Here is a 25,985-nt window from a genome sequence, read left to right on the forward strand (position 1 = left end):
GGATGGCCGCACTGGATTGGATTTTTGCCGGCGTGTTGGCGCTGTCGCTGCTGCTGGGTGCGTGGCGCGGGCTCGTATACGAGGTGTTGTCGGTGATGAGCTGGATCGCGGCCTTCATCGTCGCGCAGTGGCTGGCGCCGGATGCGGCGGCCTGGCTGCCGATGAAGGGCTCGGCCGAACCGATCCGCTATGCCGCGGGGTTCGTGCTGGTGTTCATCGCGGTGGTGTTCGCGGGGGCGCTGCTGGCCTGGGTGACCAAGAAGCTGGTCGAGGCCGTGGGCCTGCGGCCGGTCGACCGCCTACTGGGCGCGGTGTTCGGTTTGCTCCGCGGGGCCGTGCTGCTGATGGCACTGGCCGTGGTGGTCCACATGACACCGCTCAAGAGCGGCGAATGGTGGAAGGAGTCGCAGGGCGCGGTCATGGCCGTGGTCGCGCTCAAGAGTTTGAAGCCGGTGTTGCCCGAGCGTTTTGGGCACTACCTGCCGGGTTAGCAAGAGCAGTACGAAAAGCGAGCATCAACATGTGTGGAATCGTCGGCGTCGTCAGTGGCGCGCCAGTCAACCAGCTGATCTACGACGCGCTGCTGCTCCTGCAGCACCGCGGCCAGGACGCGGCCGGCATCGTCACGCAGCAAGAGCGCAAGTTCTTCATGCACAAGGCCAAGGGCATGGTGCGCGACGTGTTCCGCACACGCAACATGCGCGCCTTGCCGGGCAGCGCCGGCCTGGGCCAGGTGCGCTACCCGACCGCGGGCAATGCGTACAGCGAAGAAGAGGCACAGCCCTTCTACGTCAACGCGCCTTTCGGCATCGTGCTGGTGCACAACGGCAACCTCACCAACGCGCAAGCGCTGAAGGCGGAACTGTTCACCACCGACCATCGCCACATCAACACCGAGAGCGATTCGGAAGTCCTGCTGAATGTGTTCGCGCACGAACTGGAAAAATCCACCCGCGGCGTCCCGCTGCAGCCGGAAGACGTTTTCACCGCCGTCAAGAACGTGCACCGCCGCGTGCGCGGCTCCTACGCTGTCATCGCGATGATTGCCGGCCATGGCGTGCTGGCGTTCCGCGACCCGTTCGGTATCCGTCCACTGTCGATGGGCCGCAGCAGCGACGGCGCGGTGATGCTGGCCAGCGAAACGGTTGCGCTGGAAGGCACGGGCCATGTGTTCGAGCGCCACGTGGCGCCGGGCGAGGCGGTGTTCGTCGACCTGCAAGGCAAGGTCCACTCGCAGCAATGCGCGGATTCGCCCAAGCTCAACCCCTGCATTTTCGAATACGTCTACCTGGCGCGGCCCGACTCCGTGCTGGACGGCATCTCGGTCTACCAGGCGCGCCTGAACCTGGGCGAGGCGCTGGCCAAGCGCGTCGTCTCCACGGTGCCGCCCAACGAGATCGACGTGATCATCCCGATCCCCGAGTCCAGCCGACCCAGCGCCACACAATTGGCGCACCTGCTGGGCATTCCGTACCGCGAAGGCTTCGTCAAGAACCGCTACGTCGGCCGCACCTTCATCATGCCGGGGCAGGGCGTGCGCAAGAAGTCCGTGCGCCAGAAGCTCAACGTGATCGCCAGCGAATTCAAGGGCCGCAACGTGATGTTGGTCGACGACTCCATTGTGCGTGGCACCACCAGCCGCGAGATCGTGCAGATGGCGCGCGACGCCGGCGCCAAGAAGGTCTACCTGGCCAGCGCGGCACCGCCGGTGCGTTATCCCAATGTCTACGGCATCGACATGCCCACCTCCAGCGAGTTGGTGGCCCACGGCCGCACCATCGATGAGATTCGCGAGATCATCGGCTGCGACGCGCTGATCTACCAGGATGTGGACGGCATGAAGCGCGCCATTGGCTCGCTCAACCCCAAGCTCGACGGCTTCGACGCGTCCTGCTTCGATGGCGTCTACGTCACGGGCGACATCAACGCCGGCGACATCGAGCGCATCAACGAAGCGCGCGTTGGCCAACAAGACCCGCAGGAAGACGACACCTCGCGGCTCGCGCTGCCCAACGCCCAGGACGCGTGACAGTGGCAGAGGAGAGACTCCCGCCCGGCCTGCACCGCGACACCCTCGCGGTGCGTGCGGCCGTGGACAAGAGCCAGTACAGCGAGAACTCCGAGGCGCTGTACCTCACGTCCAGCTTCACCCAGCCCGACAGCGAAACGGCCGCGCGCCGCTTCGCCGGCGAGGAAGAGGGCTACATCTACTCGCGCTTCACAAACCCCACCGTCGCCAGCATGGAAAAGCGCCTCGCCGCGCTGGAAGGCATGGAAGACGCCATCGCCACGTCCAGCGGCATGAGTGCCATCCTGCTGTTGTGCATGGGGCTGTTGAAGGCCGGCGACCACGTCGTGTGTTCGCAGTCGGTGTTCGGTTCCACCATCAAGTTGATCGGCACGGAATTCGGCAAGTTCGGCGTGGAGAGTTCGTTTGTCTCGCAGACCGACGTGGCCGAGTGGAAGGCAGCGATCAAACCCAACACCAAGCTGCTGTTCGCCGAAACACCGACGAATCCGCTGACGGATGTGTGCGACATCCGCGCGCTGGCCGACGTGGCGCACAACGCGGGTGCGCTGCTCGCCGTCGACAATTGCTTTTGCTCGCCGGCGTTGCAGCAGCCTGCGAAGTTCGGCGCCGACATCGTCATCCACTCCGGCACCAAGTACCTGGACGGGCAAGGCCGCGTCATCGCGGGTGCGCTGGTCGGCCCGGAGAAGCTGATCAAGGACAAGTTCATCCCCGTGATGCGCAGCGCCGGCATGAGCCTGTCGCCTTTCAACGCGTGGGTCGTGCTCAAGGGCATGGAGACGCTGGGCATTCGCATGGAAGCGCAGTCGCAGCGCGCGCTGGAACTGGCGCAGTGGCTGGAAGCCCACCCGAAAGTCGGGCGCGTCTACTACCCCGGCCTCAAGAGCCACGGGCAGCATGAACTGGCGATGGCGCAGCAGTCGGGCCGTGGCGGCGCCGTCGTCTCGTTCGACGTGAAGGCCGGCGACGCCGACACGGCGCGGAAGAACGCCTTCCATGTCGTCGACGCGACGCAGCTCATGTCCGTCACCGCCAACCTCGGCGACGTGAAGACCATCATCACCCACCCGGCCAGCACCTCGCACGGCCGTCTGACCGAGCAGCAGCGCACGGCCGCCGGCATTCGCCAGAACCTCATCCGCGTGGCGGTGGGGCTGGAACATCTCGATGACTTGAAGGCCGATCTTTCGCGCGGCCTGGATACTCTTTAGATTCTTACTCCCTCCCCCTCCGGGGGAGGGCAGGGGTGGGGGCACGGCGCGTGGCCTGTGCTGCATCGAAGCTGTGAAGGCGTCGGCGTTTTGCCGCTGACTCGGCGCGCAGCATGCCGTAACCGGATTCAATGCTGGTTCTGGCCACGCTGCGGCGCAGGCTGATGCGGATCAACGACCCATCCAACTCGACATCGAGTTCGGATCCGACCTTGATTCCCAGGGCCTTCCGAATGGAAGCCGGGATGACCACTTGGCCCTTGTTGGAAACGATCATGATGGTCATGCGGAGCCTCCTCCCAGGTAGCGACTCGAGTGTAGTGCAGAGTGCCCACAGCACGCCCTAACTAGAATGACGCCCATGACAACCCGCACCCGCTTCGCCCCGTCCCCCACGGGCTTCATCCACCTGGGCAACATCCGCTCGGCCCTGTATCCCTGGGCGTTCGCCCGCGCCACCGGCGGCAAGTTCATCCTGCGCATCGAAGACACCGACGTCGAACGCTCGTCGCAGGAGGCGGTGGACGTGATCATCGAAGGCATGGCCTGGCTGGGGCTGGGCCACGACGAAGGGCCGTTCTATCAGATGCAGCGCATGGAGCGCTACAAGGAAGTGCTGGCGGAGATGAAGGCCGCCGGCCTCGTTTATCCCTGCTACATGAGCATGGCCGAACTCGACGCGTTGCGCGAACGCCAGATGGCCGCGAAGGAAAAACCGCGCTACGACGGCACTTGGCGCCCCGAACCGGGCAAGACCTTGCCCGTGGTGCCCCAGGGCGTGCAGCCGGTGCTGCGCTTCAAGAACCCCATCGGCGGATCGGTGGTGTGGGAAGACAAGGTCAAGGGCCGCATCGAGATCAGCAACGACGAGCTGGACGACTTGGTGATCGCGCGGCCCGATGGCACGCCCACGTACAACTTCTGCGTGGTGGTCGACGACATCGACATGACGATCACGCACGTGATCCGCGGCGACGACCACGTGAACAACACGCCGCGGCAGATCAACATCTTCCGCGCACTGGGCAAGGAGCCGCCGGTGTATGCGCACCTGCCGACGGTGCTGACCGAGACCGTGGACGAAAAAGGCGAGAAGCACGTCGGCAAGATGAGCAAACGCAGCGGCGCCAAGCCCGTCACGCAGTTTCGCGACGAAGGCTTCCTGCCCGAGGCGGTCGTCAACTACCTCGCGCGCCTGGGCTGGTCGCACGGCGACGCCGAGATCTTCAGCCGGCAGCAGTTCATCGAGTGGTTCAACCTGGATCACCTGGGCAAGAGCGCGGCGCAGTACGACGAAGCCAAGCTGCGCTGGGTCAACGCCCAGCACCTGAAGGCGATGGCCGACGAACCGTTGGCGCAACTCGTTGCGCAGCAGATGCGAAAGCGCGGCGTCGCGGCCGATGACCGCCTGCCCGCCATCTGCGCCTTGTTCAAGGACCGTTGCGACACGACGGTCGCCCTGGCCGAATGGGCCGCCAAGTTCTACACCCCGGTGGTGCCCAACCCAGACGAAGTGGCCAAGCACGTGGTCGAGGGCGTCCGCCCCGCAGTGAGCATGCTGGCGCGCATGCTGGAAGGCTGCCCCTGGGAGAAGGGCGCCATCACCGAGGCGATCAAGGAAGTGCTGCGCGCCACCGGCATGAAAATGCCGCAGCTGGCCATGCCGGTGCGGGTGCTGGTGATGGGCACGGCGCAGACGCCTTCGCTCGACGCGGTGCTGGCTTTGTGCGATCGCGACACGGTGGTTGAACGGTTGAAGGCGGCTTGAGAAAATTTCGGGCTATAATTCAAGGCTCGGAAATTGACGGGGACTCGTAAGGACGGGGCCTGCCAATAATGGGGGTATAGCTCAGCTGGGAGAGCGCTTGCATGGCATGCAAGAGGTCATCGGTTCGATCCCGTTTACCTCCACCACCGAAGTAAAGATCAGAGAAGATCACGGTTTTGACCCTATCGTCTAGAGGCCTAGGACATTACCCTTTCACGGTAAGTACCGGGGTTCGAATCCCCGTAGGGTCGCCAAATTGCCCTGGCAAGTCAGAAATGACTCGCCGGGCGCGCCAAGGCAACAAGCCGGCAGCACTTGGCCCGTAAGGGCGAAAGCAGCCTACCAGGAGTGGTAGTTCAGTTGGTTAGAATACCGGCCTGTCACGCCGGGGGTCGCGGGTTCGAGTCCCGTCCACTCCGCCAGAATATCTAAGTAAATCAATAACTTAGAAGCACTAAAGCCCGACCTAAACAGTCGGGCTTTAGTCATTTTTGGCCCCGCACTGTCCCCGTTTTGTCCCCGTCTGTGTCGCGTTGACTCGGCTTGAGTTGGCTTGTTGTGCCTTACTGTCCCCGTGGTGTCCCCGCGAACGGAAAATGACCTGCATCGTTTGTCAGGCGCCGACAGCATCGATATTCTTTGATCTGTTGAAGCCAGGTGCTTCATCTCGGCCGGCACTTGGCCGACATCAACGATGCAAAGGGCGCACTCAAACGCTCCTTGCTCCGGCAGGCGCAGCGCCTGTCCAACCTAGGGCTCGAGCGCAACAGCGCCGAATCGCCCACGTCTTGCGGCAGACATTTCGCCCGATGCCGGCACTGTGCACTCCGATGCACAGTGCTGCGCAGGCGATTCGCCGTTGGTTCATCCCAGATTGGGGTGGTGCGCAACTAACGGTTCAAGGTGAATGTTATGGAGATGAGCATTGAGCAAGCGGGTGCGCTTGTGGACCTTCGGTACGTCGCTGGATTCTTGGGGCAGCCCCTTGACAGCGTACGCCGGTGGATTCATCAGCCCCCGCCCGGGTTTCCGCCGGTTGTGCGGATAGGGGTCAAAATTACGATCCGCAAGAGACAATTGGAGTCTTGGGCCAGCGGCGAATTCTTCGCTGCGCCAGTCGTCGTCGAGGAAGTCGAAGTCGCGCCGGCGAGTAAAGCGCGTCGACGGGGCAGGCCGCGCAAGGTGCCAAAATGAGCGGCGCTGAGAACCGCGAGCCGCTTGCGCCTCATTGGTCCAACATCGGCAAAAGCGAAACAAGACCGCACCGGAGCGCGAGCGGATCATTGGACACTCGACGTGGCGCAACCTTTTCGTCGCTGCCTCGACGAAATGAGTGGGTGTTTTGAAGTCCTGCCAGCGGCACCGGGCACTTGGTCGGACCGGCCACGAGCATGATGCCGCACCTCTCGCGGCGAGCACGCTGAAAGCACGATAGGCACGAGGGTGCCTGTGTGAAAGCTGCCCAACCAGGATCAAGGCGTCGTCGCATGGCAGTGACCGCGGGTCACTTTGAATTGAGCACGGTGGGTCACTTATATTCGAGCATCAACAGATCAACGTCTGCTGCTGGTTGACGACCCTCGCCAGAGTTCTTTAGGAATCCCAAGCCGCCAATCGCGCCCGTACTTCGCCCGACGGCACCCTGCACCGCGGGTGATTCGCGATCTGATCCAAGCCCGCTCGCAACGTGGGCAAATCCACGCCAACCTCGGCAAGGCGGTCCAGAAGCCACAGTAGACCGACGACTTCGACCTGACGCGAGGTGGCTTCGGTGCGAAGCGCCCTGTCGCCCGTAACCAGAATGTGGCCGGCGCGCGTGGCGCAGCTAAGAGCAAAACAATCGGTCAGCGACAGCGTGGGCCGCGCTTGATTGACCTCTTGGGCCAATTGCACTTCGGCCGGCGTGAGCTCGACAACTTGCAGGCCCAACTCTCGAAGGTACGGACCGTTGTACTCGGCGATCTCCCTTTGGTAGAGGATGTCCGGCACGACCATCGGCATTCCTGCCGCGAACGCCGTGGCAAGCAATCCGCCCCTCTCGAGGTCAATGAGAATGGAGGTGTCCGAAACCAGCAGCACGTGGCACGCTCAAGCTGCTTGGCCCATCAGCATCTGGTCCAGTCTTCGGACGTTGATGCGAAGAAGTTCAGCACCTTTCGCCTCTGAGATCGCACCTTCCGCCACGGCTCGCAAGCACAGCCGTTCCATGCGTTGCGGAGCTTCAGCGGGGAACCCGAGTGGCTCCGTCGACTTCGGCCCGTTCCAGCCCCGCTTGCTGATCTGTGCCCAGAGCCTGCCAGCGGCAGCCTTCGTCAAGACGCCGAGCTGGGAGCAACGCATCACCAAGGCCGAGACGCTCACCTTGAAGACGCGTTTGAGTTCCACCAACTCTCCGAGTGAGATCGTCGTGCGATGCGGCCCGAGGAGCCGCCGCATCATGTCTGCCGCCATGAGGAAGGCACCGGCGAAGCGGTCCGCGGCCTTCTCCTCCTCCGCCTCGCTCAGGCCTGGGAAGCGCAAAACTAAGTGCGCGAGTTCGTGTGCCAAAGTAAAACGTTGCCGCTCGCCATTGTGAGATGCGTTGACCACAATGACGGGTACATCGCCATGGTTCGGTCTGACGACGTGCGCTTTCGAGCCACTCACCTTCTCGGGAAGTTCGATCGCGATCACTTTGACGCCTTTGTCTTCCAAGAGCTCCGCCATGTTGGGGATGGGATCCAGCCCAAGCGACCATAGCTCCCGCAGCCGGTCGGCAGCCCGTTCGGCGCTCGCGATCGCATCTACCTCAAGATCTTTGTGGTCGACGCCGCTCCAAGCCACATCCGTCCCAGGCAATAGCTCTTCAAGGCTCAGATAGCGCTCGACCTGGTCAAGGACTACGGACTCCACTGCACGTTCCTCCTTCACGGAGGCTTGCGGCGCCTTACGGAAGTCGATGCCAGCGAGCTCGATATGGCGTGAACTTAGAAGGTACTCGGGCGAGACCTTCAAGGCACGCGCGAGCTCGAGCAGTACCGTTGAACTCGGCATCATTTCATCGCGCTCGTACTTGCCGATTGCTTGGGGGGACACGAGCTCACCAATCGCCGCTTCGAGGTCACGTAGCGATAGGCCAGCCGCCTCCCGAGCCCTTTTGAGGCGTTCACCGATCATGGAGCTCTCCGGGAAGTGGTTTACATATTGACCGTTTGAATTATCTTTTGTAAACTCGTCGCCGTCAAGCTCAGCGTGAGGCCCAAGGGGGGTGACACTCCAAAGCGACCCGAATGACGCCCGTCAACAGCGCTCTCGGCCTTTTTTTATCGACCGGTCGAGACCTTCAGCGACATGCATCCTCTAACTTTCGCAGGACTAGTTGCAGGCCTCGTGTATTGGCTTCTTTACAAGGACAAGGAAAGCAAGATGCCTGCAGTGCAGCGACAGTTCGAAGACTTCCACAGCGCCATTTGTTTCGACGAAGACGATGAGAAAGCGACCCTTCGCGAGAAGCGGGGCATCATCGTCAAGGCGCTCAAGGACAACTTGCCCGACGACGTACCTTCGTTCGTCAATTTCAACCAGGGCAGCTACTCAATGCACACGGGGGTAGTGCCGCTGGACGGTAACTTCGACATCGACGTGGGCATCATCTTCGACTGCGATCAGCACAAGTACGGTCCGGTGGAGCTGAAGAAAAAAGTCCGCGACGCGGTGAACTCGAACTTTCGCACCGTGGAGATCCGCCGGCCCTGCGTGACCGTCAACTACATGAGCGGCGGCGAAATCGCTTACCACGTGGATCTCGCGATCTACACCACCGGCTCCGATGGCAAGCTGTATCTCGCTAAGGGCAAGGAAAATTCGAACGAGGAGCACAAGATCTGGGAGGTGTCCGACCCCAAGGGCCTGACCAAGGAGGTTTGCAGCGCGTTCGATGATGCCGAAAAGCTCGCGCAATACCGTCGATGCATCCGCTACCTCAAGCGGTGGCGCCAGGTGCAGTTCAAAAACTCCGGCGCGCCTCTCAGCATCGCCCTTACGGTGGCGGCGTACCACTGGTTCACGCCGAACTTCAGCACATCAGGCAAGCCGGTCGACCTTCTCGCCATGTTCGGGTGGGTCAATTCCGTCCTGGAGCAGTTCAGCAATGACTACAACCAGGACGACGGGTTCCACGTTCGCGTGAAAGTGGCGCTTCCCGTGGAGCCGTATACGGATCTGATGGCCAAGCGCACCGCGGCTCAAATGAAGACGTTCAAGGAGAAACTCGAGGCGCTGAGAGACGCGTTGCAGGAGGCGTACGACGAGGAGCTGCCCGAGGACGCCTGCAAGGTGCTAAAGAAACAGTTTGGCGACGACTTCAAGGTCCCCGAGAAGTCCGAAACTGCCAAGGCCGTTTCACCGGCCGCCATCAGCACGGGCAACTCGGCTTGACCCAGCCATCCGCGGACCCGATCGACACCACTAAAGTCGATGCCGCCTTCAGAGAGGTGCAAGCCGCTTGCGCTCGTCGAGGCATTGCTTGCGGCCGGTTGAGCACGTCCACGCTTCATTGCCTGGCCGTGGAATTGACGGGCGCAACGCGCACGTGGCCAATCAACGTCGACTGCGACGAGAAGCTTCTTCGGCTGCCGCACGTGTGGACCCTCGCACCGACGTCGCCACTGGCACATGTCAGCTACGGCGGCACCATTTGCATTGACGACGGCCAAGGCATGTCGCTCGACCCGGAGCGGCTGGCCGCCATCGTCGCGCACACGGTCATAAAGGCGTTCGACTTGCTAGAAAATTCCGCCATTGATGCCGCCACGGGTTATCTCGAGTTTTTCAACGAGCTTGAAGGCTACTGGTCCCACTTGCCTGACTCACTGCGGTCACGCGCATACTTCGAGGTCGACGGCAACTCGCGCATGGTTCAGGCCTTCTTCAAGTCCGATGCAAAGCCTGAGACGTGGTACTTCGCCGATCGCGGCGCCGAACTGCCGTGGGACGTCAAGTCGGACAAGCTCGAAGCGCACCGCGCGCTTTATGTCCATTTTGACGCCATCGACCTGCCGCCGGTCAAGCCGCAGAGGCTCACCTCCGCTTTCGTCCACGAGGTGCATCGAAGACTGTCCGCAGAGCAGCTGACGCTTTGGGAGCAGTTGGTTGGGTCCTCAAAGAACTCACCCAAGCGCGTAGCTTTATTGGTGTCGGTGCCGCGTCAGGCCGGCGGTCGCTCATTGGTTGCGATTGCGTTCCGTGCGAAGCGAGGCCTGATCGACGACTCGGCGGTCGTGGCGCCGCTCACCATGCGCCGCCATACGCCGACCTACATGCGTGAGCGCGGCGGTGCCTCGCTCGACCTACTGGGCAAGCACGTGGCCGTTCTCGGAGCTGGGGCCGTCGGATGCGTGGTCATCGACACCCTGGCAGCCGCCGGTATCGGCCAAATGACGGTCGTGGACAACGACGAGTACTCGGAAGACAACGTGTTCCGCCATCTGCTGGAGCCGCTGTATATCGGCTTGCCCAAGCCGCTCGGGGTGAAACTCCAGCTGCAGCGGCGCTATCCCGGCTTGACCATCACACCGGTCTGCACGACGGCGCAGAAGTGGCTGGCGTCCGCGGACTTGACCCACTACGACGGCATCGTCCTGGCCTTCGGAGCGCCGACCTTGGAGCGTTCTTTCTCCCGCGCCCTCAAGGGCCGGCGGGACAACTTCCCGATCGTGTTCACCTGGCTGGAGGCTGTTGACGTCGGCGGCCACTCCGTCCTCATGTGGTCGAAAGGTGAAGGATGCCTCGATTGCCTCTATCGTGACGACGAAGGCCATCCGTCACTTGCCTCGCGCACATCGTTCCTTGTACCGAATCAACCAGTGACCCGCAACCTCACGGGCTGCGCCGGCGCGTTCGTGCCCTTCGGCGCCTTGCAGGCACGGCGAACCGGCCTCCTCGCGGCCGAGCACATACTGTCTGCGATCTCCGCAGGCACTGAGGCCGACGGAGTGCGTGAGCCAAGTTATCGGTTCTGGGTCGGCGAAGGGCGCGCCGCAGCCGATCAAGGCCTCGGCACGACGCCTTGGTTTTCGGGCGCGGGCAGTACGTCCTGGAAGGAAGCCTCCAGCCGCGCCTTCGGCCGCGCGTGCAAGTACTGCCGTACGCCGCGGGAGCCGGCTTGAATCTCGTCTACCGAGTCACCGAGCGCCGACGCCTGATCCTCGTCGAACACGCCGTGCAGAAAATGCAAGGGTTCGCGCAGCACCGGTGGTGGGACCGTGAAGCGGGTGGCGTCCTTTTAGGCCGGCACTTGCTGGACTCGCATGACATCGTCGTCGACGACGTCACGACACCCCAAGACAGCGACCGCCGCAGCCGCTACAGCTTTTTCCGCTCGGCAAAGCACGAGCATATCGCCCGCCAGCGCTGGATCGACCAAAGAAGCACGTCGGCCTACCTCGGGCTGTGGCACACCCACCCGGAGGCCGACCCCACGCCCAGCAGCGTCGACCGCAGCGACTGGATTCAGGCCGTATCTCGGGATACGTTCGAAGGAGACCGGCTGTTTTTCCCGATCATGGGCACACAGAACATCCGCATCTGGACCTTGAGCCGCCGCGGCATGTTTCGCGAACTGAAGTTGCAGACGAACAAAGACCATGAACAAGACGACAGCCTCGACTAAGACACCCTCATCCACCAACTCCCCCACGATCAAGGAAGTTCGCACGGAGGAGCGCTCTCGCATTCCGGTCGATGTTCGCCGCGACCTGTGGGTGGCAGCCGCGGGTCGCTGCGAGTTCCGCGGCTGCTGCAAGCCCGTCGACCGCGACTTCCTTACCAAGGAGCGCGCTTTCACCGGCCAGCACGCGCACATCATTGCCGACAGTCCCGGTGGCGCGCGAGGAGTGAAAGGCGAATCGGAGCGCCTTGCCAAGGACGTGCGCAACTTGATGCTTGCCTGCTACGACTGTCATGCGCGAATCGATCGCCACGGCAAGAACAACCGGTTTACGACGCCGCAGCTGCAGGCGATGAAGCGTGAACACGAAGCTCGCATCCAACGCATCTACTCCGCGACCGGTGTTGCGGAGAGTGTTCCGATCCTGATGACGTTTCCGATCGGCGCGCATGTACCCAACATCGATGTCGAGCAGATCCACTTCGCCATGCTCGAGAATAGCCAGTACAGGCTGTTTCCGGCGCAAGGCTCCCACGTTCACATCAATCGCAGCGACTTCGACTTTCAGGACAACGACCCAGAATTCTGGTTGCGTGCGGAAAAGGCGCTTTGCGACCACTACACTCGGCGCATCGAGCCGATTCTTGTCGAGGGCGCGGGCGACGCACATCTAACCATTGCAGGGTTCGCCCCCATCCCGATGCTCGTCAAGCTGGGCGCACTGATCGGCGACAAGACGCGCGCCAATGTGCTGGACCTGCCGAATGACGGGTGGCTCTGGGACACACGAGACGTGTGCACCGAGCCCACGTTTACCTATGACGTGCCCTACTCACTTCCGCGCGAGATATCGATCGTTGTGAGTGTCTCGGGCAAGACGGTGCATCCTGAAGGCCGACCCGTCATCGAATTTCAGGCAGCAACGCCTGATCGCGGCATCATCCGGAAGGAGTCGCATCTGCAGGCATTCCGCAGCAGCTTCAACGCCTTCTTGCAACGGGTGACCAGTGCGGGGGCCCGCGTTGTTCACCTCCACCCTGCCACGCCGCTTGCAGCGAGCGTCGAGATCGGCCGGATGCTATTGCCAAAGACATTCGAAGAGATTCATGTCTGGGAGTGGCAAGCACCAAACTGGAAGCCAGCCCTGCGCGTGAAGTGACCCCCCGGAACATCCATGAGGTCGAGATGAGCGAAATCAACATTCTTCCTAGCGAGCAAGCGGCTCTCTGGGCCATCGACTCCCCCACCTTCAGTCGTCACATCGACCAGTGTGTAGGTGACGGGCACGCAAGCGCATTGGCGCCATATCGGCTTCATAGTTGTGGGCTCTATTTCGGCTCGAACCTCCGAAGGTTCGAAAGGGCACTGCTCGACTACCGTCAGTCCAAGTCAGCGAGAAAGCTCGAGACTACTCGGACCGACGCGCTTCGCGCAGGTTCAGACTTGCTGTTTGCCGTAGAAGAGATGAAAACCCGGGTTGAAATCGAAGCGAAACAGGCCGAACGCTTCTACATTGAGGATCACATCCGGCCGCCTTTCAAGTGCACCGATCAACTATCGGTGGCAGTGCACTATCGCTGGCGCCCCGACGCGGAAAGCGAATGGGTGTACGCGAGCATTGAGTTTCTTCACCGGTTCGACCCGCACTTCAACCTGCTCCACATACAGCCCGCGCGCAAGCGCAGCGCCTCCCAACAAGCAAGGGATCGCCAGGATCGACTGGACGCCGAATGGGAACAGCTGAAGCGGCATGCGCTTTGGTCCGTCCGGGACTACTTGCAAGACGGTGGCGACGGTGCATTGATCCCGAAGACCTTTCGGGTCAAAGCGGACACGCATACGGGAGGTTTGAACAACTTCAGCGCAAAGTTCTGGCAACAACCCGCAGAGTCGGTCTTGCCTGCGACCTCCCGCTGAATGGCTGCTTTCGACCGAGGCTGTGTGAAAACTCCGAATCACGACGATTTCGAGGGTCGCCGCCCCCTTACCTGAAGGCCGATCGGCGCTTATGGAGTGATCTAGAGGTCGACTTGCGAGCCGTCAACCCTCGCGCCGAGTTTTCACACAGCCCCGACCCCAAGCGGCCGTTCTGTTTCGTATGGCACGTACTTGCAAAACGGTTAGCGTAGCTTTGATTGGGCCAGTGCCCATTCCATTGGGGCCGAAGTCTCTGGTTTGCTTACCGCTCCGCTTCACACCGCCACTGGTTGACGACAATTACCTTGGCCGGCTGACGACAACTATCTTGGCCGGTTAAGACCGGTGCCGGGCAGGTCCGGGAGGCGGGGTTACCGTGGTCGCGACGAATACGCGAGACCCACGGGATGCCCGGCAAGAAGATCACAGACCACCAAGTGCACAAGTACAAGCAACACCGCAACCAGCTCAGTCAGGCGGCGGCCGCCGCCAAGGCTGGCATCAGCGAGCGCAGCGCTCGTCGCATCGAAGGTAGCGACACGCTGCCATCCCAGAGGCCAGCGCGTGACTGGCGAACCCGCAAAGACCCGTTAGCAGCCGTCTGGGACGCTGAGGTCGTGCCCCTGCTGCAGCACGACCCGCTGCTGAACGGGGTCACCCTGCTGGAGGAACTGCAGCGTCGCTACCCGGGGCAATACGGCACCAACGTGCTGCGAACGCTGCAGCGGCGCATGCGCCAGTGGCGCGCCGTCCACGGGGCCGAGCGCGAGGTCTTCTTCGCGCAGGAGCACCCGCCTGGCCGCCTGGGTCTGTCGGACTTCACTGTCGCCGATGACCTGGGCGTGGAGATCGAGGGCGCCGCGTTCCCGCATCGGCTGTACCAGTTCACGCTGACGCACTCCGGCTGGCGCCACGCCGTGCTGGTCACCGGGGGCGAGAGCTTCCTGGCGCTGTCCACCGGCCTGCAGGCGGCGCTGTGGAAGCTGGGCGGGGTACCGGAGGAACACCGCACCGATAGCCTGTCCGCGGCCTTCAACAACTTGGCCGAAGAGCAGGAACTCACGCGTCGCTACGACGACCTATGCCGCCACTACGGCATGCGCGCGAGCCGCTGCAACCCCGGCCAGTCGCACGAGAACGGCGCCATTGAGTCGCGCCACGATTCACTCAAGACGGCGCTGGACCAGGCGCTGCGGCTACGCGGCACGCGCAGCTTCGACGCGCAAGCAGAGTACGAACGGTTCGTCGACATGATCGTGCAGCGCTTCAACGCCCGCGTGAGCAAGGCGCTGGCTGTGGAGCGCTCGATGCTGAGGCTGCTGCCGGCGCGGCGCACGGCCGAGTACGAGGAACTGCCTGCCCGGGTGAGCAAGTACGCCATCTTTACCGTCAAGGGGGTGCAGTACAGTGCGCCGAGCCAGCTGATCGGCCACCGGGTGATGGTGCGCCTGTACCCCCAGCAGGTGGAGTGCTGGCTGGGTGGCCAGTGCGTGCTGAGCCTGCCTCGGGCGACCAGCCGGGGCGGCCAGCGGCATCCGCGCCACATCGACTATCGCCACCTGGTGGCCGCGCTCAAGCGCAAGCCCGGCGCGTTCGCTCGCTGGGTGCTGCGTGATGCGGTGTTCCCGCGCGAGGTGTACCGCCGGGCCTGGGAACGCCTGTCGGCGCAACTGCCCGAGCGCGAAGCCTGCAAGACGATGGTAGGGCTGCTGGCGCTGGCTGCCGACGGGCATGAGGCGCAAGTTGCCAACGAGTTGGAGCAGTTGCTGGAAATGGGCCAGTTGCCGGACCTGCACGCGTTGACGCAACTGGTGGCGCCGCGGCGCGGCGAGCTGCCCGAAGTGGCGGTGCAGTTGCCGCAACTGGCTGGCTACGACGCGCTGCTGGAGGTGACGCAATGAGTGGCGCGACCATCACTGCAGGTCGGCTGGACCTGATGCTCACCGAGCTGCGGCTGCCCACCATGAAGCGGCTGGCCACGAGCCTGTGCACGCAGTCCGATCGCGAAGGCTGGCCGGCTCACCGGCTGTTGGAGGCGCTGCTCGAACACGAACTGGCAGAGCGCGAAACCCGGCGCATCGACCGCCATCGCGCCGAGGCTTGCCTGAGCCCGGACAAGCGCCTCTCCAGCTTCGACTTCGCCGCCGTGCCCAGCGTGTCGAAAGCGCAGGTGATGGCGTTGGCCGAGGGGCATGAGTGGCTCGACCGCGGTGCCAACGTGCTGCTGTTCGGGCCTCCTGGCGTCGGCAAGAGCCATCTCGTGTGTGCGCTCGGCCATGCGTTGGTGGATGCGGGCCGGCGAGTGCTGTTCGCACGCTGCAGCGAGATCGTGCAGCGCTTGCAGGCCGCACGCCAGGAACTGCGGCTGCCGCAGGAACTCGCCAAGCTCGATCGCTTCGACCTGCTCATTCTGGATGACCTGAGCTACGTGCGGCGCGACCAAGCCGAGACCTCGGTGCTGTTCGAACTGATCGCCGAGCGCTACGAGCGCAAGAGCCTGGCCGTGACGGCGAACACTCCCTTCTCGCAGTGGGGCGATGTGTTCGTCGAGCCGGCCATGACGCTGGCTGCGGTCGACCGTCTGGTGCATCACGCCACGATCCTGGAGATGAACGTGGAGAGTTACCGCCGTCGCACGGCGCAGGGCAATTCGACGCGGCGCGCGCAGCCCTCAAGCACTCGTGAGGCCGTGGCCTGAAGGGGGGCGCCGTGGACAAGTCACCTGCCCACAGGGCAAGCCTGTGGACAGCCCCTCCGGGGTCCGTGACTTGACCACCGCGCGTGGAAGCTGAAAAGGAGGAAAACCGAAAACCGAAGACAGAACACCAAAAACGTTCCCGCCTCTCACCGGCCAGAATAATTGACGCCGAGTGGCCAAGATAGTTGACGCCAATCACCGCCACTCCTGCCCAGGCACAAACTGCTGCCAGTGACCGATCTCCAGCGTCGTCTGGCAGCTCAGATCCGGCCAATGAGCCACCGTCGTGCACGCCTTGAACGTGGCCAGGCACTCCCGAAGCTTTGCCGCGCCGTTTTCCAGGAACGTGGAGCCGGCGGTATGGACGCAAACTGAGTGCGGCGTGGCGGTTTCAGCGGTGATGAAAACGAAGGGCGCTGTCTCTGTGCGGCCTTCGAAGGCGCAGCGAGCCAGGCTGTACAAATACGCCTGGAGGTCGTAGCCAAAGTCCACCGCGTCGCGGGTGAAGGCGGCAGGCGTTGCATGGCGGGTGGTCTTCAGGTCGAAGCTGAAGTCGGGGTGGTAGGCATCGAACCGCACGCGCAACCGAAGTCCGGTGACCGGCTCGGTGAAGTACACGCTGCACTCCGTCATCGACTCCTCGATGAACCGGATGAGAGGGCGACCGCGAAAGAGGGTGCCGGCTACCTTCTGCACCAGCCGGCGAGCGGAAGCAAGGGTGGGCTCGTCCACGGCGAGCCTGTGGCTGTTGTTGGCCAGGAATTTCTTGTACTCCCGGTCACGGGTGGAGGCGACACCCGGATAGACCGCGAGTTCACTGCAGATCAGCTCCGGTTCCAGCAACAGAAGGTGGACGAGGGAGCCAATATCCTTCGCCGCCGTCGAACTGCCCGTCGCTACCAGCGAAGCCTGAAAGTGAGCGGGGGAGATCAGCAGCGGCTTCAGCATTGAGCAGCTGAGCGCATCACGGTCCGCGTGGTACACAGTCGCCGGCATCTTCGGAAACATGACGCTTTCGGCGTCTTTGCCCGCGCGGCTGTCGTAGGCGTTGAATGCGGCTTGGGCCAGCGCCCTGACGTCCTTCAGGGCATCTTCCAGTGAAATCCATTGTTCCATGTGTTTCTCCTGCATTTATGGAAACACACTTTGGTCCGCAGTCAAGAGTTCGAGTTCGACTGGCTTGACGCCGACTGGTTGCGTGCTAGGAGCCTGCGCGGCAGACCGTAGGCTGTCATGCCGGGCTTGACCCGGCATCCATTGCAGCACGTAGATGTTTGATCGAAGAGGGTGAATTGGTCCTGTGCGCAGCTGCAGCCGTTGGGTCAGGGACAGGATCTGGGGCCCCTTTGCCCGTCAAGCGGCACTCAGAGTGCACATCCTTCGCAGATTCAGCGCCATGCACACCAGCTTCCATTCGGCGGTGACCCGATGCAGCCCTCGCAGGCTGAACTGCCTGAACCCCAGCACGCTCTTGATCCAGCCGTTGGGCGGCTCGGCAATCCACTTGCGCTTGCGGTAAGCCTGCTTTCCTTCGGGGCTGCGCAGCTTGGCGGCCATGGCCGCTGAATGGGGCTTGCGCTCTGCGTGGAAGGGCAGCTGCCCCTTGCCTTCTCGGCCGATGGCCACCACCAAGTCGGTCCCGCTGTGGGCCAATCGTTCGAACACGGCCTCCGAGCGGTAGCCCGTGTCAGCCAGCACCTGCGCAGGTGCCTGGCCCAGGTCGCGTTTGACTGCTGCCAGCAGCCGGGGCAACTCAGCCGCGTCGCTGCCGCTGTTGGTCAGTTCGGCCGCCACGATGATGTGCGCGGCCTCATCCACCGCGGTCTGCGCGTTGTAGCTCGCGTCAAAGCCACCGCCCGAGCGCTTCATGATGCGGCTGTCCGGGTCGGTGAAGTTCTCCTGCGCCTTGTCTTCGGGTACGCCAAAGGGGCGCTTGTAGCGGCCCCCACGAGGTGGATCGTCCGGGTCACGGCCACGCTGCAGTTCGGCTTCGCGCTGGCGTTGCTCCAGCCGCAGGCGCGCCTGCTGAATGGCCTGCAGTCGGTCCTGGCGCCGCGCGATTTCGGCCGGCACGTCCAGCTCGGGCTCGTGCTTCTCGGCCGCGTCCACCGCCTTGGCGCGCTCCATCAGGCCGGCGATCTGCGCCTTGAGTTCGGCCTCGGCCTTGACCATGTGACCGTAGCTCATGGCCTTGTGACGGCTTGCATTGGCCTTGACCTTCGTGCCGTCCACCGCAAGGGTGCCCAGCTTGACCAGCCCCATCTCCCGAGCCAAGCGAACCACCTGCACGAACAGCTCGCTGAACTCCTTCAGGTGGAACGCGCGGAAGTCGCTGATCGTGCGGTGCGCCGGATGATTGCCAGCGGCCAGCACCCGAAACGCCACGTCCTCATGCAGCTTGCGCGCGATCTTGCGCGAGCTGAACACCCCCGTGGCATAGGCGTAGACCAGCACCTTGACCATCATGGCCGGGTCGAACGGCTGGTTGCGAGGACCGCCTGCGGCGTAGCGGGCATGAAAAGCCCCCAAGTCCAGGCTGTCGACGGCGTCGCTGATGAAGTACGCCAGGTGCCCTTCGGGCAACCACTCCTTCAACGACGGTGGCAGCAGAAAGTCCTGATCGGGCTCGTAGGGGATGTAGCTGGCGGGCATGCATGCTCAACGGTTTGCCAGCCTCCAGCGATGACTCACGCCAACATGGATGCCGGATCAAGTCCGGCATGACATGCATCTTCTGCCGCGCAGACTCCTAGCCTTTTGACACGCCCCTTGTATCGGGGCGCTGGAGAGTGGGAATGACAGTTGGCGAAGTGCTGGCAGCAGTCGCGGTGATGATCATTGCGCTGGAACTGTGGATGGGCAGGCAGGCGCGAATCGTTTTTGAAGAAGTCCAAGCGAGGCGCATTGCAATGGAGGCAGAGGATCGAGCGGACGAAGAGAGAATGCGCAGAGGAAGTAGTCGCTGCGTGAGGTAGCTCGCCCATATCAGTACACAAACCTCGCGGGCGGGCGTCGGCCGACCCGCGGGGCAGATTAGCACCGGTGGCCGCGTTCACCAGGCCGGCAACAGCTCGCCGCACCGGACGGCGTTCATCATCGCAAACACAGTGACCAAGTACGCGAGACGCCTCTTGAGCCCAGACGGCTTGTGCCATTCCCGCAAGTTCAGATCGTCGATGACCGCGTCCAGCATTGGGTCGAGTTCTGGTTGCTCACACCATCGCGAAATCCGCATGTCGGGCCGAAGCTGGCGCAACCGCGTCTTCAGTAGCTCACGCCCGTACATGGCGTCGAGCAGCCAATGCCGCGACGCGACAGCTTCATCCAAGTCGGCACAGAACAGCGGCGGGGTTTCATGCATTTCCATATTGACTCCATACAAGTGAATGTTCAATCAGATTTGCATGAAACTGGCCCAAGTCAATAGTCGAACAAGCAGGTCGAAAACCGCTCATGTGGACTTACGCACGGTGGTCGGTGGTGCCACGAATGCAAAGGCTTCGAGTGCGTTGCTCTCCGCGCTCTGTACCGCCGACACAGGGTCCGATTCTGCGGCTGCTGGAACTGAGTCGCGAGACCAAAGTGCGCCGCCCCGGCACTGGGCGAATCCAGCGCGGCCCCATGCGCCGAATTCGCGCGAGCGCGCGCCGGGTTGCATCTGCAGCAGCGCCTCGTACACGGGCCCCGTATCGACATCGATGGTGATGCGGAACTGGATGTGTTTGCCACTGTAGCGCTGACGAGTCTGAACTTTTGACATGGTGGTTTCCTTCTAGCGGGCCGCCACGGCGCGACGCAATTGATATTCGCCGGCGATATGGAACCCCAAGAGGTTCGCAAACACCGGATCGGAATCAATCGTCATCACGCGCTGCAAGCGGGGGAAGGCTCGCTTCATGTAGTCGTGAAAGAGCCGGGCGCCGCCGCCAACAAACAGGATCCGGCTCACACCATCCAGGTCGCCGGTGCTCTCGAGCAGGCTGTTCACGGATTCCGCAAGAACGGCCTCGACATCGGCGCGATGTGCGGCCAGGGGGTAGTCGTGCCCGCTGACTGTGAAACTCTCTGCGTTGGTGCGTAGGGCCAAGTCGATGGTGTCCATGACTTCGAACTGGTTGCGCCAGCTCTTCTTGATGCCGTCAGCCACGGCGAGCCCGCAGTGAAGCATGCCCTTGGCATGGGCGCCTGACTTTGCCCAATTGGGCTCCGTACCACGCGTCATGAACCAGTCCAGGGTGCCACCGCCGGCATCAACCACCAGATTCAAGCCCGAGAGCGCCGCGAACCGCGACGTGCCCAGATTCATCAGCGCGCCGTGCGGTTGAACGAGAACGCTCACGTCCTTGATCGTCACTTGCCTCAGGGTAGATTCTCCGGCGCGGCCGATTCGGTGCTCCCCCGTCATCCTGGACCGCAATGCATCCGCGTGCCGCACGTAGGTGGTCAAAGGCAACCCGAGCACCAGCTGCTCGATCATGAGCTCGTGTCCGGCGCCTTCTTCTTGTGCCATCTCGTTCAAGGCGCCGAGCATCAGCGCGTGATACTTGGGGGACAGGCAATAGTCATCATTAACGAACCGTGGCTCGCTTCCGCCCGCTTGACTCGCGGCACCGGGGCCAACCCAGTAGTCCGCGTCCCCGACTCCGATGATCGAAGCCGAGCTGCGCTGGGCGCCCGTGGTGTTGATCGTCTGAGTCTTGGCAACTCGCGGCGCAATGGACGTGAACATTGCGGTCTTGATGGCATTGCCGTTGCCGCTGTCTTTGCGGCCGAGTGTGTACTTGGTATTGGAATGGCCGATGTCGATCGCCCGTACAGCCACTCGCTTGACCTTTGTGTCTTGTTGCATTCGGAACCTTTCGTGTATTCATGCACCAGGGTGTGCACGGCGCAGATGGTTTCCGATGTCCGATTTCATGTCCAACGTTGGCGACCAGTTCCCGTCATGCAAACGTCATCGCTCATGACGGTTGTGCGAAGAAGCGGCGCTTGCCGTCATGGCGCAGCGCCGCTGGGTGACGGCAACCGCTTTGGTACCGGCCGCGGCATTCGTCTACCCGCGGTCGGAGTTCTGGCCTCCAGATGGGCGCCGCGCGGGATGCAACAAGTTGGTGACGCACAAGGTATGCACAGGCCATTCAACAGAACCAGTGAAGGGAGAGTGATCCGGATAGGGGCTTCCGCATTGACGTGCGCGACGGGATTGAACAGATGAATACGGCACCAGTTCCGTGTTGAATCCGTTTCGTATGAGACTTGTTCACAACAAGTCGACGTCATCGATTGCGTATGAATTGCGCTCGCGTTAAAGTGCGTGAACGTTTCCCGATGGGGAGCAGACGGCAACATGCCGTCCATCACCGGCCGTATGGCCATTCACCAGGACGAGAACGTCCGAGCATCCAGCCTCGTAAGGCTGGGCGGCAACCCTGCAATAGGGCTGCCTAAGCTGGCATCCCAGGCCCGTAAGGGCCACCAAGTGGCGGCTCCCCGGCTACGGGAGCCCACGTGGCGCGTCGCCTCGACGCATTGGCAAACCTTTTCCTTCCCTCTCGCTGATGTCCCGGAGTGCCTTAGCGCAACCGGGTCTGCGGGCGCATAGCTGCTCACGAGCAGGCTGCCTGATGGCAGATCGCCAGCGCATACACGCAGTGAGATTGGAACGTCTGAGAGTCCAGACGGAGGAGATGAATCTGCAGATGCGGCATGCCGCATCTCCTTGCTTGGCCCCCATCAAGGGCTCGTACGGCGAAAGCCGGGCGTTAGCCTCTCCTGCCGCTCATTGCGCAGGAAGCCTCTTCGGGGGTGCCGCGTGGAGTTCGCCTTCCACGTTGGACGGGTCAGCCAGCTCAAGACTGGAGGCGATGCATCCGACTCTTGCCTTTTTGCCCCTGTTTTCGTAGCCGCTTCTCCTTTCCTTAAACAATTTGGAGCGTGAAATGACAAATGAAAATCGCAACAAGGCCGATCTGCGCGTTGGCGACATTGAGTTGCCTGACCCGCGCGAGGTGAACCGACGGATCAAGCAGGAAGCCAAGCTGGCGAAGGCGCGTGAAGCTGTGTCGCGCCGGAACCAAGGCGCGTGGGCCCATCTTCTTGAAGGCGCCTGCGCTCAGAAACGAGCCCACGACGTAAAAGCGCAGTTGAACTATCTCTACGCCCACGGGGTACTCATGGCGGGCATTGGTCGCGTGCGCGAGGTCGGCCACGAAACCCGGTCCAAGCACAGTGAGACGATGGAAAACCTGTTTGACGATCTGAGCAAGTTGGGCATGAAATTGAAGGATGTCCGCCATTTCTCCAGGAAGCACGTCGTTGCGGCGATTAGGTATTGGATCAACAAATCGCAAGCACCGGCAACGCTTCAGACAAAGGTCAGCGTGGTGAGGCGATTTCTGACATTGATCGGCAAGCCGGAAGCAATGCCCAGAGGAGCCGTTTGGACGCAGATTCTGCGAGAAGCTGGGCTGGAACCCGTGCATTTCAAACGCACCTACGTTGCGGAAGTCAGCAAGTCCTGGATCGACGCTGGGGTCGACCCTCTATTGAAGATCGAAGAGGTGTGGGCCGACTCCCCGGTATGCGGAGCGGCGCTGCTCCTGCAGTTGATCGGTGGTTTGCGCGTCAATGAGTCGCTCTCGGATTCGCCGATGACCATGGATTGCGAAGACTTTCTCCGTTTGGAGAAAGGAACCAAAGGCCGAAGAAGGCGCGACCTCCGTCTTGCGGTGACTGAAGAGGAGTTCGAACGAGCGCGTGCCGCGCTTGAGCGGGTCAAAAAAGTTGCCAGCGGTTTGCCGCGGAGAATTCTCGGCTTGCCCGGAAAGAATCTGGAGCAGATGCGCCAGCACTTCTACTACGTCATGCGCAAGCACGGCATCACGATGAATGAGGGAGGGATCGTGCCGCACGGCCTTCGGCACGGCTTTTTGCACGCCCGATATGAGGCAAGCGCGGAGCTTCCCGCTCCAGTTCTAAGGCTCGCACCGCCGCTAGCCTACGCCGAGAACGCGGCTGCGGTCAAGGTGGCCAAGAAACGAACTTCCGAAGATGCCGGTCATTCTCGAGATGCGAGCCACTACTACCTCGGGAACGAGATCGCAATGACGAAGGCGGCAAAAGGTGCGGAGCAGGCGATGCTGGCTGCGATTGGACAAAGCCTCGACATCGCCAAGGCCTTCGACCAGGCTGGAGTGCAAACCGCTTGGTTGGTCGGCCGAATCGCATATGGCGTAAAGCTTGGCCGTGAGCACGCCCTGGAGGTCCAGGTGCTCCTGCAGCCCTCGGCGAGGCCGGAGTTGATTGGGGAACTTCAGCAGGCCATGGAGCGGGTGCTAGGCCTGCGCGTGAACGTGATCGTGTCGTATGACCCGCTCCGCCGCCCCGAAGTGGGAACTGAAGTAATCCTGGCCAGGGGTTAAAGACACCGCGCACCGGGCTCGGGGCATACTGTCGTTCGTGAACGCGCCTGGCAAGAAGTGGATCACCCTCTACGTCCTGGAACTTCAGGACGGGTGTTACTACATCGGCCAGTCGGCCGCCCCCGAGGGGCGGATCAACGACCACATCGGTGGAAAGGGCTCGCAATGGACCAGAAAGCATCCCCCGATTCGCCTCGTTGAGCGACGCCCTGCTGGGACGCGCGATTGGAAAGATGCTGAGTCCATTGAGAACGAACTCACACTGACGTTCATGCGCCAACACGGTTGGCAGCGAGTTCGCGGCGGCTTTTGGTGCAATATCGATGAGGAAGCCACCCGGAAGGGTTTGCTTGCGCATGATCGACATGCCGAGCTTGAGTGCAGCGTGCCGCTGGAACTGCCCAGTCGGTCCCTGGAAGTACGGGTATCAGCGCCGGACTCACCGCCGTTCGCGCGAGCCCATAAACCCTGGACCAGCGCCGAGTCAGAGCGCGTGCGGATTGGGTATCTCCAAGGCATGCACGCGGACGCCTTGGCGGCACTTCATCAGCGGACTCCCGTAGCCATCGCGTCCCGGCTGGTACGGCTGGGAGTCATCGAGCACCGTCGCTACATACGCCGTGAAGTAGCCGCGGAGCAATCATTGGACACCCAAATGCCAGGGCCGCTCGAGAACTAGCCATGCCTAAGAGACCGCCTCAATCCAAGCGGACAGAACGTGGGCAAGACAGCTCTTCCTCTTCGGGATTGCCAACGTTCAGGATCCGGCCGATCACGGAGTCTGAAATCGAGCGCTTGACCTGCAATGCAGGTGGAAAGCGTGCCCACGCAGATTGGGATAGGCGCGATAGACGGGGGGCTGACTTCGTGCTTGGCTCAAGCGTAATCGAACTGAAGATCCTTGAAGACGAAGGCCTTGACAAGCCCGAGCGCCAGGCAAAAGTGGCGACGCTCTTTCGCAGTCAATTCCCTGATCGACCAACGATCGTTCTGGATCGAAGCCTGCTTACGGCGGACGGACAGCGCACGTACGACAGGATCGTGGAAGGGCCGGTGAAGGCAGCCGTCGGCTCCGCGCGAAAGCAACTCGAGCAATCGCGAGCGGAGCACGACGTGACCACGACCGTTCTGTGGATTGTCAACAACGGCTACACGTCGCTGAATCACAGCGCATTGATCGACCTCGTCACAAGGCGAGCGCGGAATGATTCGAGCGAGATCGACGCGGTGATTGTTTCGGGCGGCTACATCTACAGTGACACGTTCGACAGCTATTTCCTATGGCCCATCGATTACGTTCCTATTTGGGTTGACCGGCCTTTTAGAGAATTTGAGGCGTTGCGCGAGGCTTGGCATGCCTTCGTGATGGAGCGTATGAATTCAGTAGTGCGGGAGGTGCCAACTGCGGCCGACACGAAAGGGCCAGTCGTTGACGTCGCATTTCGGCTTGACGGCGTGGCTTATGTGATGCCCACCCCACCTATGGGAAACGAATCGAAGTTCTTCCTGAATGGAAGGCCGCGAAGAAACTCCACTGGCATTGATTCCTGCCCGCGCGTTGCGACGACCTTCGCTTCATTGAGCTTGCACGAGTGGTCGGAATTTCACCGTCATGAACCGCGATTGATATCGGGTACATCCCACAACGACTGGCTCAGGAAGGAGAATGACGCCAGACAGGAGAGCCAACTGAAGCCGTTTGTGGCGCTGCCGGTAACTTATGCCGGCTGGCAGGTATGGGCTACCCGGCAACCCGCGGGTGCGATCGTATCGGTCCACCACTATGCAACGGACCTATTCCAGGAAGCGATTCTGGCAGTGATCGGCGCAGCGAGGGAGCGGGCAGCGGGTTCCGTGCTGCCGCGGCGATATCTGCTGCTTGTCACCGAGGAAATTGGTCAGGATCGGGCTTATGACGTTTCTCATCTCGCCGAGTTCTGCACGCTGCCCGATGGAACCGATCGGGTTGACGAGCTCTGGACCAATCGAAGTATGTTTTTCGAGCACGCACTCGCGGCGGCGGCGGCGGCAGCGGAAGCAGTCGCTCGCGGGTTCGACCTCATCTATTGGGAGAAAGACCCTACGTATGCTTGGCGCTGATGTTGGATCGATTTCAGCCCACGGAACCCACCCGTCACGGGCGGCGAAGAAGGCCTTGATATCTTCGTTACCAACGTCGAGCAGAACGACGTCTCCCGATAGCCAATGAACGAAACTCATGCAAACGCACTGGGTTGAATTTCGTGAAGTGTCCTGTAGAAATTTGTTCACCGCGCCTCGCGGTCAACAACT

22 protein-coding genes and 3 tRNA genes are annotated in these 25,985 nt (G+C 62.1%); 17 read left to right on the forward strand and 8 right to left on the reverse strand.

The genetic code is table 11. The features are described from left to right. The first annotated feature begins 2 nt into the window (after positions 1 to 2). Genes EEB15_RS16165 through EEB15_RS16175 form a run of 3 tightly spaced genes read left to right on the forward strand, consistent with a single transcriptional unit; the run spans position 3 to position 3,243 of the window. On the forward strand, positions 3 to 491 hold the full coding sequence (locus EEB15_RS16165) for a CvpA family protein (RefSeq protein WP_141510909.1): 489 nt from the start codon (positions 3 to 5) through the stop codon (positions 489 to 491). A gap of 29 nt (positions 492 to 520) precedes the next feature. Then, entirely contained in the window at positions 521 to 2,029 is a 1,509-nt protein-coding gene (gene purF / locus EEB15_RS16170; protein WP_141510910.1) for an amidophosphoribosyltransferase, read from the forward strand. Positions 2,030 to 2,031: 2 nt separating this feature from the next. Then, complete coding sequence (locus EEB15_RS16175; protein ID WP_141510911.1) at positions 2,032 to 3,243, forward strand: O-succinylhomoserine sulfhydrylase; 1,212 nt, start codon at positions 2,032 to 2,034, stop codon at positions 3,241 to 3,243. Positions 3,244 to 3,247: 4 nt separating this feature from the next. On the opposite strand, the gene EEB15_RS16180 is transcribed toward EEB15_RS16175, so the two are convergent. Further along, positions 3,248 to 3,529 carry an AbrB/MazE/SpoVT family DNA-binding domain-containing protein gene (locus tag EEB15_RS16180; protein ID WP_141510912.1) on the reverse strand — a complete coding sequence of 94 codons (282 nt, stop codon included), beginning with the start codon at positions 3,527 to 3,529 and terminating at the stop codon, positions 3,248 to 3,250. Between the two features lie 75 nt (positions 3,530 to 3,604). On the opposite strand from EEB15_RS16180, the gene gltX reads away from it, so the two are divergent. The 4 genes from gltX (at position 3,605) to EEB15_RS16200 (ending at position 5,433) form a co-directional block, all read left to right on the forward strand. After that, a complete protein-coding gene (gene gltX / locus EEB15_RS16185; protein WP_141510913.1) occupies positions 3,605 to 5,011 on the forward strand; it encodes a glutamate--tRNA ligase in 1,407 nt (468 codons plus the stop codon). 70 nt (positions 5,012 to 5,081) lie between these two features. Continuing rightward, a tRNA-Ala gene (locus tag EEB15_RS16190) sits at positions 5,082 to 5,157 on the forward strand. A 32-nt stretch (positions 5,158 to 5,189) separates the two neighbouring features. Further along, positions 5,190 to 5,265, forward strand: a tRNA-Glu gene (locus EEB15_RS16195). Between the two features lie 91 nt (positions 5,266 to 5,356). Next, positions 5,357 to 5,433 (forward strand) — tRNA-Asp (locus EEB15_RS16200). Positions 5,434 to 6,604: 1,171 nt separating this feature from the next. Here the strand turns inward: EEB15_RS16200 and EEB15_RS16205 are convergent. Then, positions 6,605 to 7,090: a hypothetical protein gene (locus tag EEB15_RS16205; RefSeq protein WP_141510914.1), complete on the reverse strand. Its 486-nt coding sequence runs from the start codon at positions 7,088 to 7,090 to the stop codon at positions 6,605 to 6,607. Between the two features lie 9 nt (positions 7,091 to 7,099). Then, positions 7,100 to 8,167 carry an XRE family transcriptional regulator gene (locus EEB15_RS16210; RefSeq protein ID WP_141510915.1) on the reverse strand — a complete coding sequence of 356 codons (1,068 nt, stop codon included), beginning with the start codon at positions 8,165 to 8,167 and terminating at the stop codon, positions 7,100 to 7,102. Positions 8,168 to 8,341: 174 nt separating this feature from the next. On the opposite strand from EEB15_RS16210, the gene EEB15_RS16215 reads away from it, so the two are divergent. From EEB15_RS16215 to istB, 7 genes are all read left to right on the forward strand, one after another. Continuing rightward, on the forward strand, positions 8,342 to 9,427 hold the full coding sequence (locus EEB15_RS16215; RefSeq protein WP_199236554.1) for a nucleotidyltransferase: 1,086 nt from the start codon (positions 8,342 to 8,344) through the stop codon (positions 9,425 to 9,427). After that, positions 9,424 to 11,157 carry a ThiF family adenylyltransferase gene (locus EEB15_RS16220; RefSeq protein WP_141510916.1) on the forward strand — a complete coding sequence of 578 codons (1,734 nt, stop codon included), beginning with the start codon at positions 9,424 to 9,426 and terminating at the stop codon, positions 11,155 to 11,157. Before EEB15_RS16215 ends, EEB15_RS16220 begins: the two co-directional genes overlap by 4 nt. Continuing rightward, on the forward strand, positions 11,154 to 11,660 hold the full coding sequence (locus EEB15_RS16225; protein WP_141510917.1) for a Mov34/MPN/PAD-1 family protein: 507 nt from the start codon (positions 11,154 to 11,156) through the stop codon (positions 11,658 to 11,660). The genes EEB15_RS16220 and EEB15_RS16225 overlap by 4 nt, the downstream gene beginning before the upstream one ends. Beyond that, a complete protein-coding gene (locus EEB15_RS16230; protein WP_141510918.1) occupies positions 11,635 to 12,816 on the forward strand; it encodes an SAVED domain-containing protein in 1,182 nt (393 codons plus the stop codon). The genes EEB15_RS16225 and EEB15_RS16230 overlap by 26 nt, the downstream gene beginning before the upstream one ends. A 26-nt stretch (positions 12,817 to 12,842) precedes the next feature. Beyond that, positions 12,843 to 13,574, forward strand: a complete 732-nt coding sequence (locus tag EEB15_RS16235; RefSeq protein ID WP_141510919.1) for a hypothetical protein — start codon at positions 12,843 to 12,845, stop codon at positions 13,572 to 13,574. 407 nt (positions 13,575 to 13,981) lie between these two features. Then, a complete protein-coding gene (gene istA / locus EEB15_RS16240) occupies positions 13,982 to 15,475 on the forward strand; it encodes an IS21 family transposase (RefSeq protein ID WP_141510920.1) in 1,494 nt (497 codons plus the stop codon). Then, the gene (istB, locus tag EEB15_RS16245; RefSeq protein ID WP_141510921.1) at positions 15,472 to 16,272 is read left to right on the forward strand and encodes an IS21-like element helper ATPase IstB; all 801 of its coding nucleotides are present in this window, start codon (positions 15,472 to 15,474) and stop codon (positions 16,270 to 16,272) included. Before istA ends, istB begins: the two co-directional genes overlap by 4 nt. Before the next feature lie 195 nt (positions 16,273 to 16,467). Here the strand turns inward: istB and EEB15_RS16250 are convergent, their stop codons facing one another. The 5 genes from EEB15_RS16250 to EEB15_RS16270 all read right to left on the reverse strand — a co-directional run bounded on the left by EEB15_RS16250 (position 16,468) and on the right by EEB15_RS16270 (position 21,121). After that, the gene (locus EEB15_RS16250) at positions 16,468 to 17,388 is read right to left on the reverse strand and encodes a PD-(D/E)XK nuclease-like domain-containing protein (protein WP_158290127.1); all 921 of its coding nucleotides are present in this window, start codon (positions 17,386 to 17,388) and stop codon (positions 16,468 to 16,470) included. Between the two features lie 237 nt (positions 17,389 to 17,625). Then, positions 17,626 to 18,924 (reverse strand): IS1182 family transposase, encoded by a 1,299-nt coding sequence (locus EEB15_RS16255; protein ID WP_141510923.1) that lies wholly within the window; start codon positions 18,922 to 18,924, stop codon positions 17,626 to 17,628. A 400-nt stretch (positions 18,925 to 19,324) separates the two neighbouring features. Continuing rightward, positions 19,325 to 19,639, reverse strand: a complete 315-nt coding sequence (locus EEB15_RS16260; RefSeq protein WP_141510924.1) for a hypothetical protein — start codon at positions 19,637 to 19,639, stop codon at positions 19,325 to 19,327. An 84-nt stretch (positions 19,640 to 19,723) separates the two neighbouring features. After that, positions 19,724 to 20,032, reverse strand: coding sequence for a hypothetical protein (locus EEB15_RS16265; RefSeq protein ID WP_141510925.1), 309 nt, complete (start codon positions 20,030 to 20,032; stop codon positions 19,724 to 19,726). A gap of 12 nt (positions 20,033 to 20,044) precedes the next feature. Then, on the reverse strand, positions 20,045 to 21,121 hold the full coding sequence (locus EEB15_RS16270) for a plasmid segregation protein ParM domain-containing protein (RefSeq protein WP_141510926.1): 1,077 nt from the start codon (positions 21,119 to 21,121) through the stop codon (positions 20,045 to 20,047). A 1,090-nt stretch (positions 21,122 to 22,211) separates the two neighbouring features. On the opposite strand from EEB15_RS16270, the gene EEB15_RS16275 reads away from it, so the two are divergent. The 3 genes from EEB15_RS16275 to EEB15_RS16285 all read left to right on the forward strand — a co-directional run bounded on the left by EEB15_RS16275 (position 22,212) and on the right by EEB15_RS16285 (position 25,793). Continuing rightward, a complete protein-coding gene (locus EEB15_RS16275; protein WP_141510927.1) occupies positions 22,212 to 23,693 on the forward strand; it encodes a phage integrase N-terminal domain-containing protein in 1,482 nt (493 codons plus the stop codon). Positions 23,694 to 23,730: 37 nt separating this feature from the next. Then, the gene (locus EEB15_RS16280) at positions 23,731 to 24,372 is read left to right on the forward strand and encodes a GIY-YIG nuclease family protein (protein WP_158290128.1); all 642 of its coding nucleotides are present in this window, start codon (positions 23,731 to 23,733) and stop codon (positions 24,370 to 24,372) included. A gap of 188 nt (positions 24,373 to 24,560) precedes the next feature. Beyond that, on the forward strand, positions 24,561 to 25,793 hold the full coding sequence (locus tag EEB15_RS16285; protein WP_141510929.1) for a hypothetical protein: 1,233 nt from the start codon (positions 24,561 to 24,563) through the stop codon (positions 25,791 to 25,793). Positions 25,794 to 25,985 lie beyond the last annotated feature (192 nt).

The organism is Ramlibacter sp. WS9 (genome assembly GCF_003797765.1).
Classification (GTDB): Bacteria; Pseudomonadota; Gammaproteobacteria; order Burkholderiales; family Burkholderiaceae_C; genus Ramlibacter.

Coding starts and splice junctions, on each gene's coding strand:
- EEB15_RS16165 (WP_141510909.1), top strand. CDS start 3: ATGGCCGCACTGGATTGGATTTTTGCCGGCGTGTTGGCGCTGTCGCTG.
- purF (WP_141510910.1), top strand. CDS start 521: ATGTGTGGAATCGTCGGCGTCGTCAGTGGCGCGCCAGTCAACCAGCTG.
- EEB15_RS16180 (WP_141510912.1), bottom strand. CDS start 3,529: ATGACCATCATGATCGTTTCCAACAAGGGCCAAGTGGTCATCCCGGCT.
- gltX (WP_141510913.1), top strand. CDS start 3,605: ATGACAACCCGCACCCGCTTCGCCCCGTCCCCCACGGGCTTCATCCAC.
- EEB15_RS16210 (WP_141510915.1), bottom strand. CDS start 8,167: ATGATCGGTGAACGCCTCAAAAGGGCTCGGGAGGCGGCTGGCCTATCG.
- EEB15_RS16215 (WP_199236554.1), top strand. CDS start 8,342: ATGCATCCTCTAACTTTCGCAGGACTAGTTGCAGGCCTCGTGTATTGG.
- EEB15_RS16230 (WP_141510918.1), top strand. CDS start 11,635: ATGAACAAGACGACAGCCTCGACTAAGACACCCTCATCCACCAACTCC.
- EEB15_RS16235 (WP_141510919.1), top strand. CDS start 12,843: ATGAGCGAAATCAACATTCTTCCTAGCGAGCAAGCGGCTCTCTGGGCC.
- istA (WP_141510920.1), top strand. CDS start 13,982: ATGCCCGGCAAGAAGATCACAGACCACCAAGTGCACAAGTACAAGCAA.
- istB (WP_141510921.1), top strand. CDS start 15,472: ATGAGTGGCGCGACCATCACTGCAGGTCGGCTGGACCTGATGCTCACC.
- EEB15_RS16250 (WP_158290127.1), bottom strand. CDS start 17,388: ATGGAACAATGGATTTCACTGGAAGATGCCCTGAAGGACGTCAGGGCG.
- EEB15_RS16255 (WP_141510923.1), bottom strand. CDS start 18,924: ATGCCCGCCAGCTACATCCCCTACGAGCCCGATCAGGACTTTCTGCTG.
- EEB15_RS16260 (WP_141510924.1), bottom strand. CDS start 19,639: ATGGAAATGCATGAAACCCCGCCGCTGTTCTGTGCCGACTTGGATGAA.
- EEB15_RS16265 (WP_141510925.1), bottom strand. CDS start 20,032: ATGTCAAAAGTTCAGACTCGTCAGCGCTACAGTGGCAAACACATCCAG.
- EEB15_RS16270 (WP_141510926.1), bottom strand. CDS start 21,121: ATGCAACAAGACACAAAGGTCAAGCGAGTGGCTGTACGGGCGATCGAC.
- EEB15_RS16275 (WP_141510927.1), top strand. CDS start 22,212: ATGACAAATGAAAATCGCAACAAGGCCGATCTGCGCGTTGGCGACATT.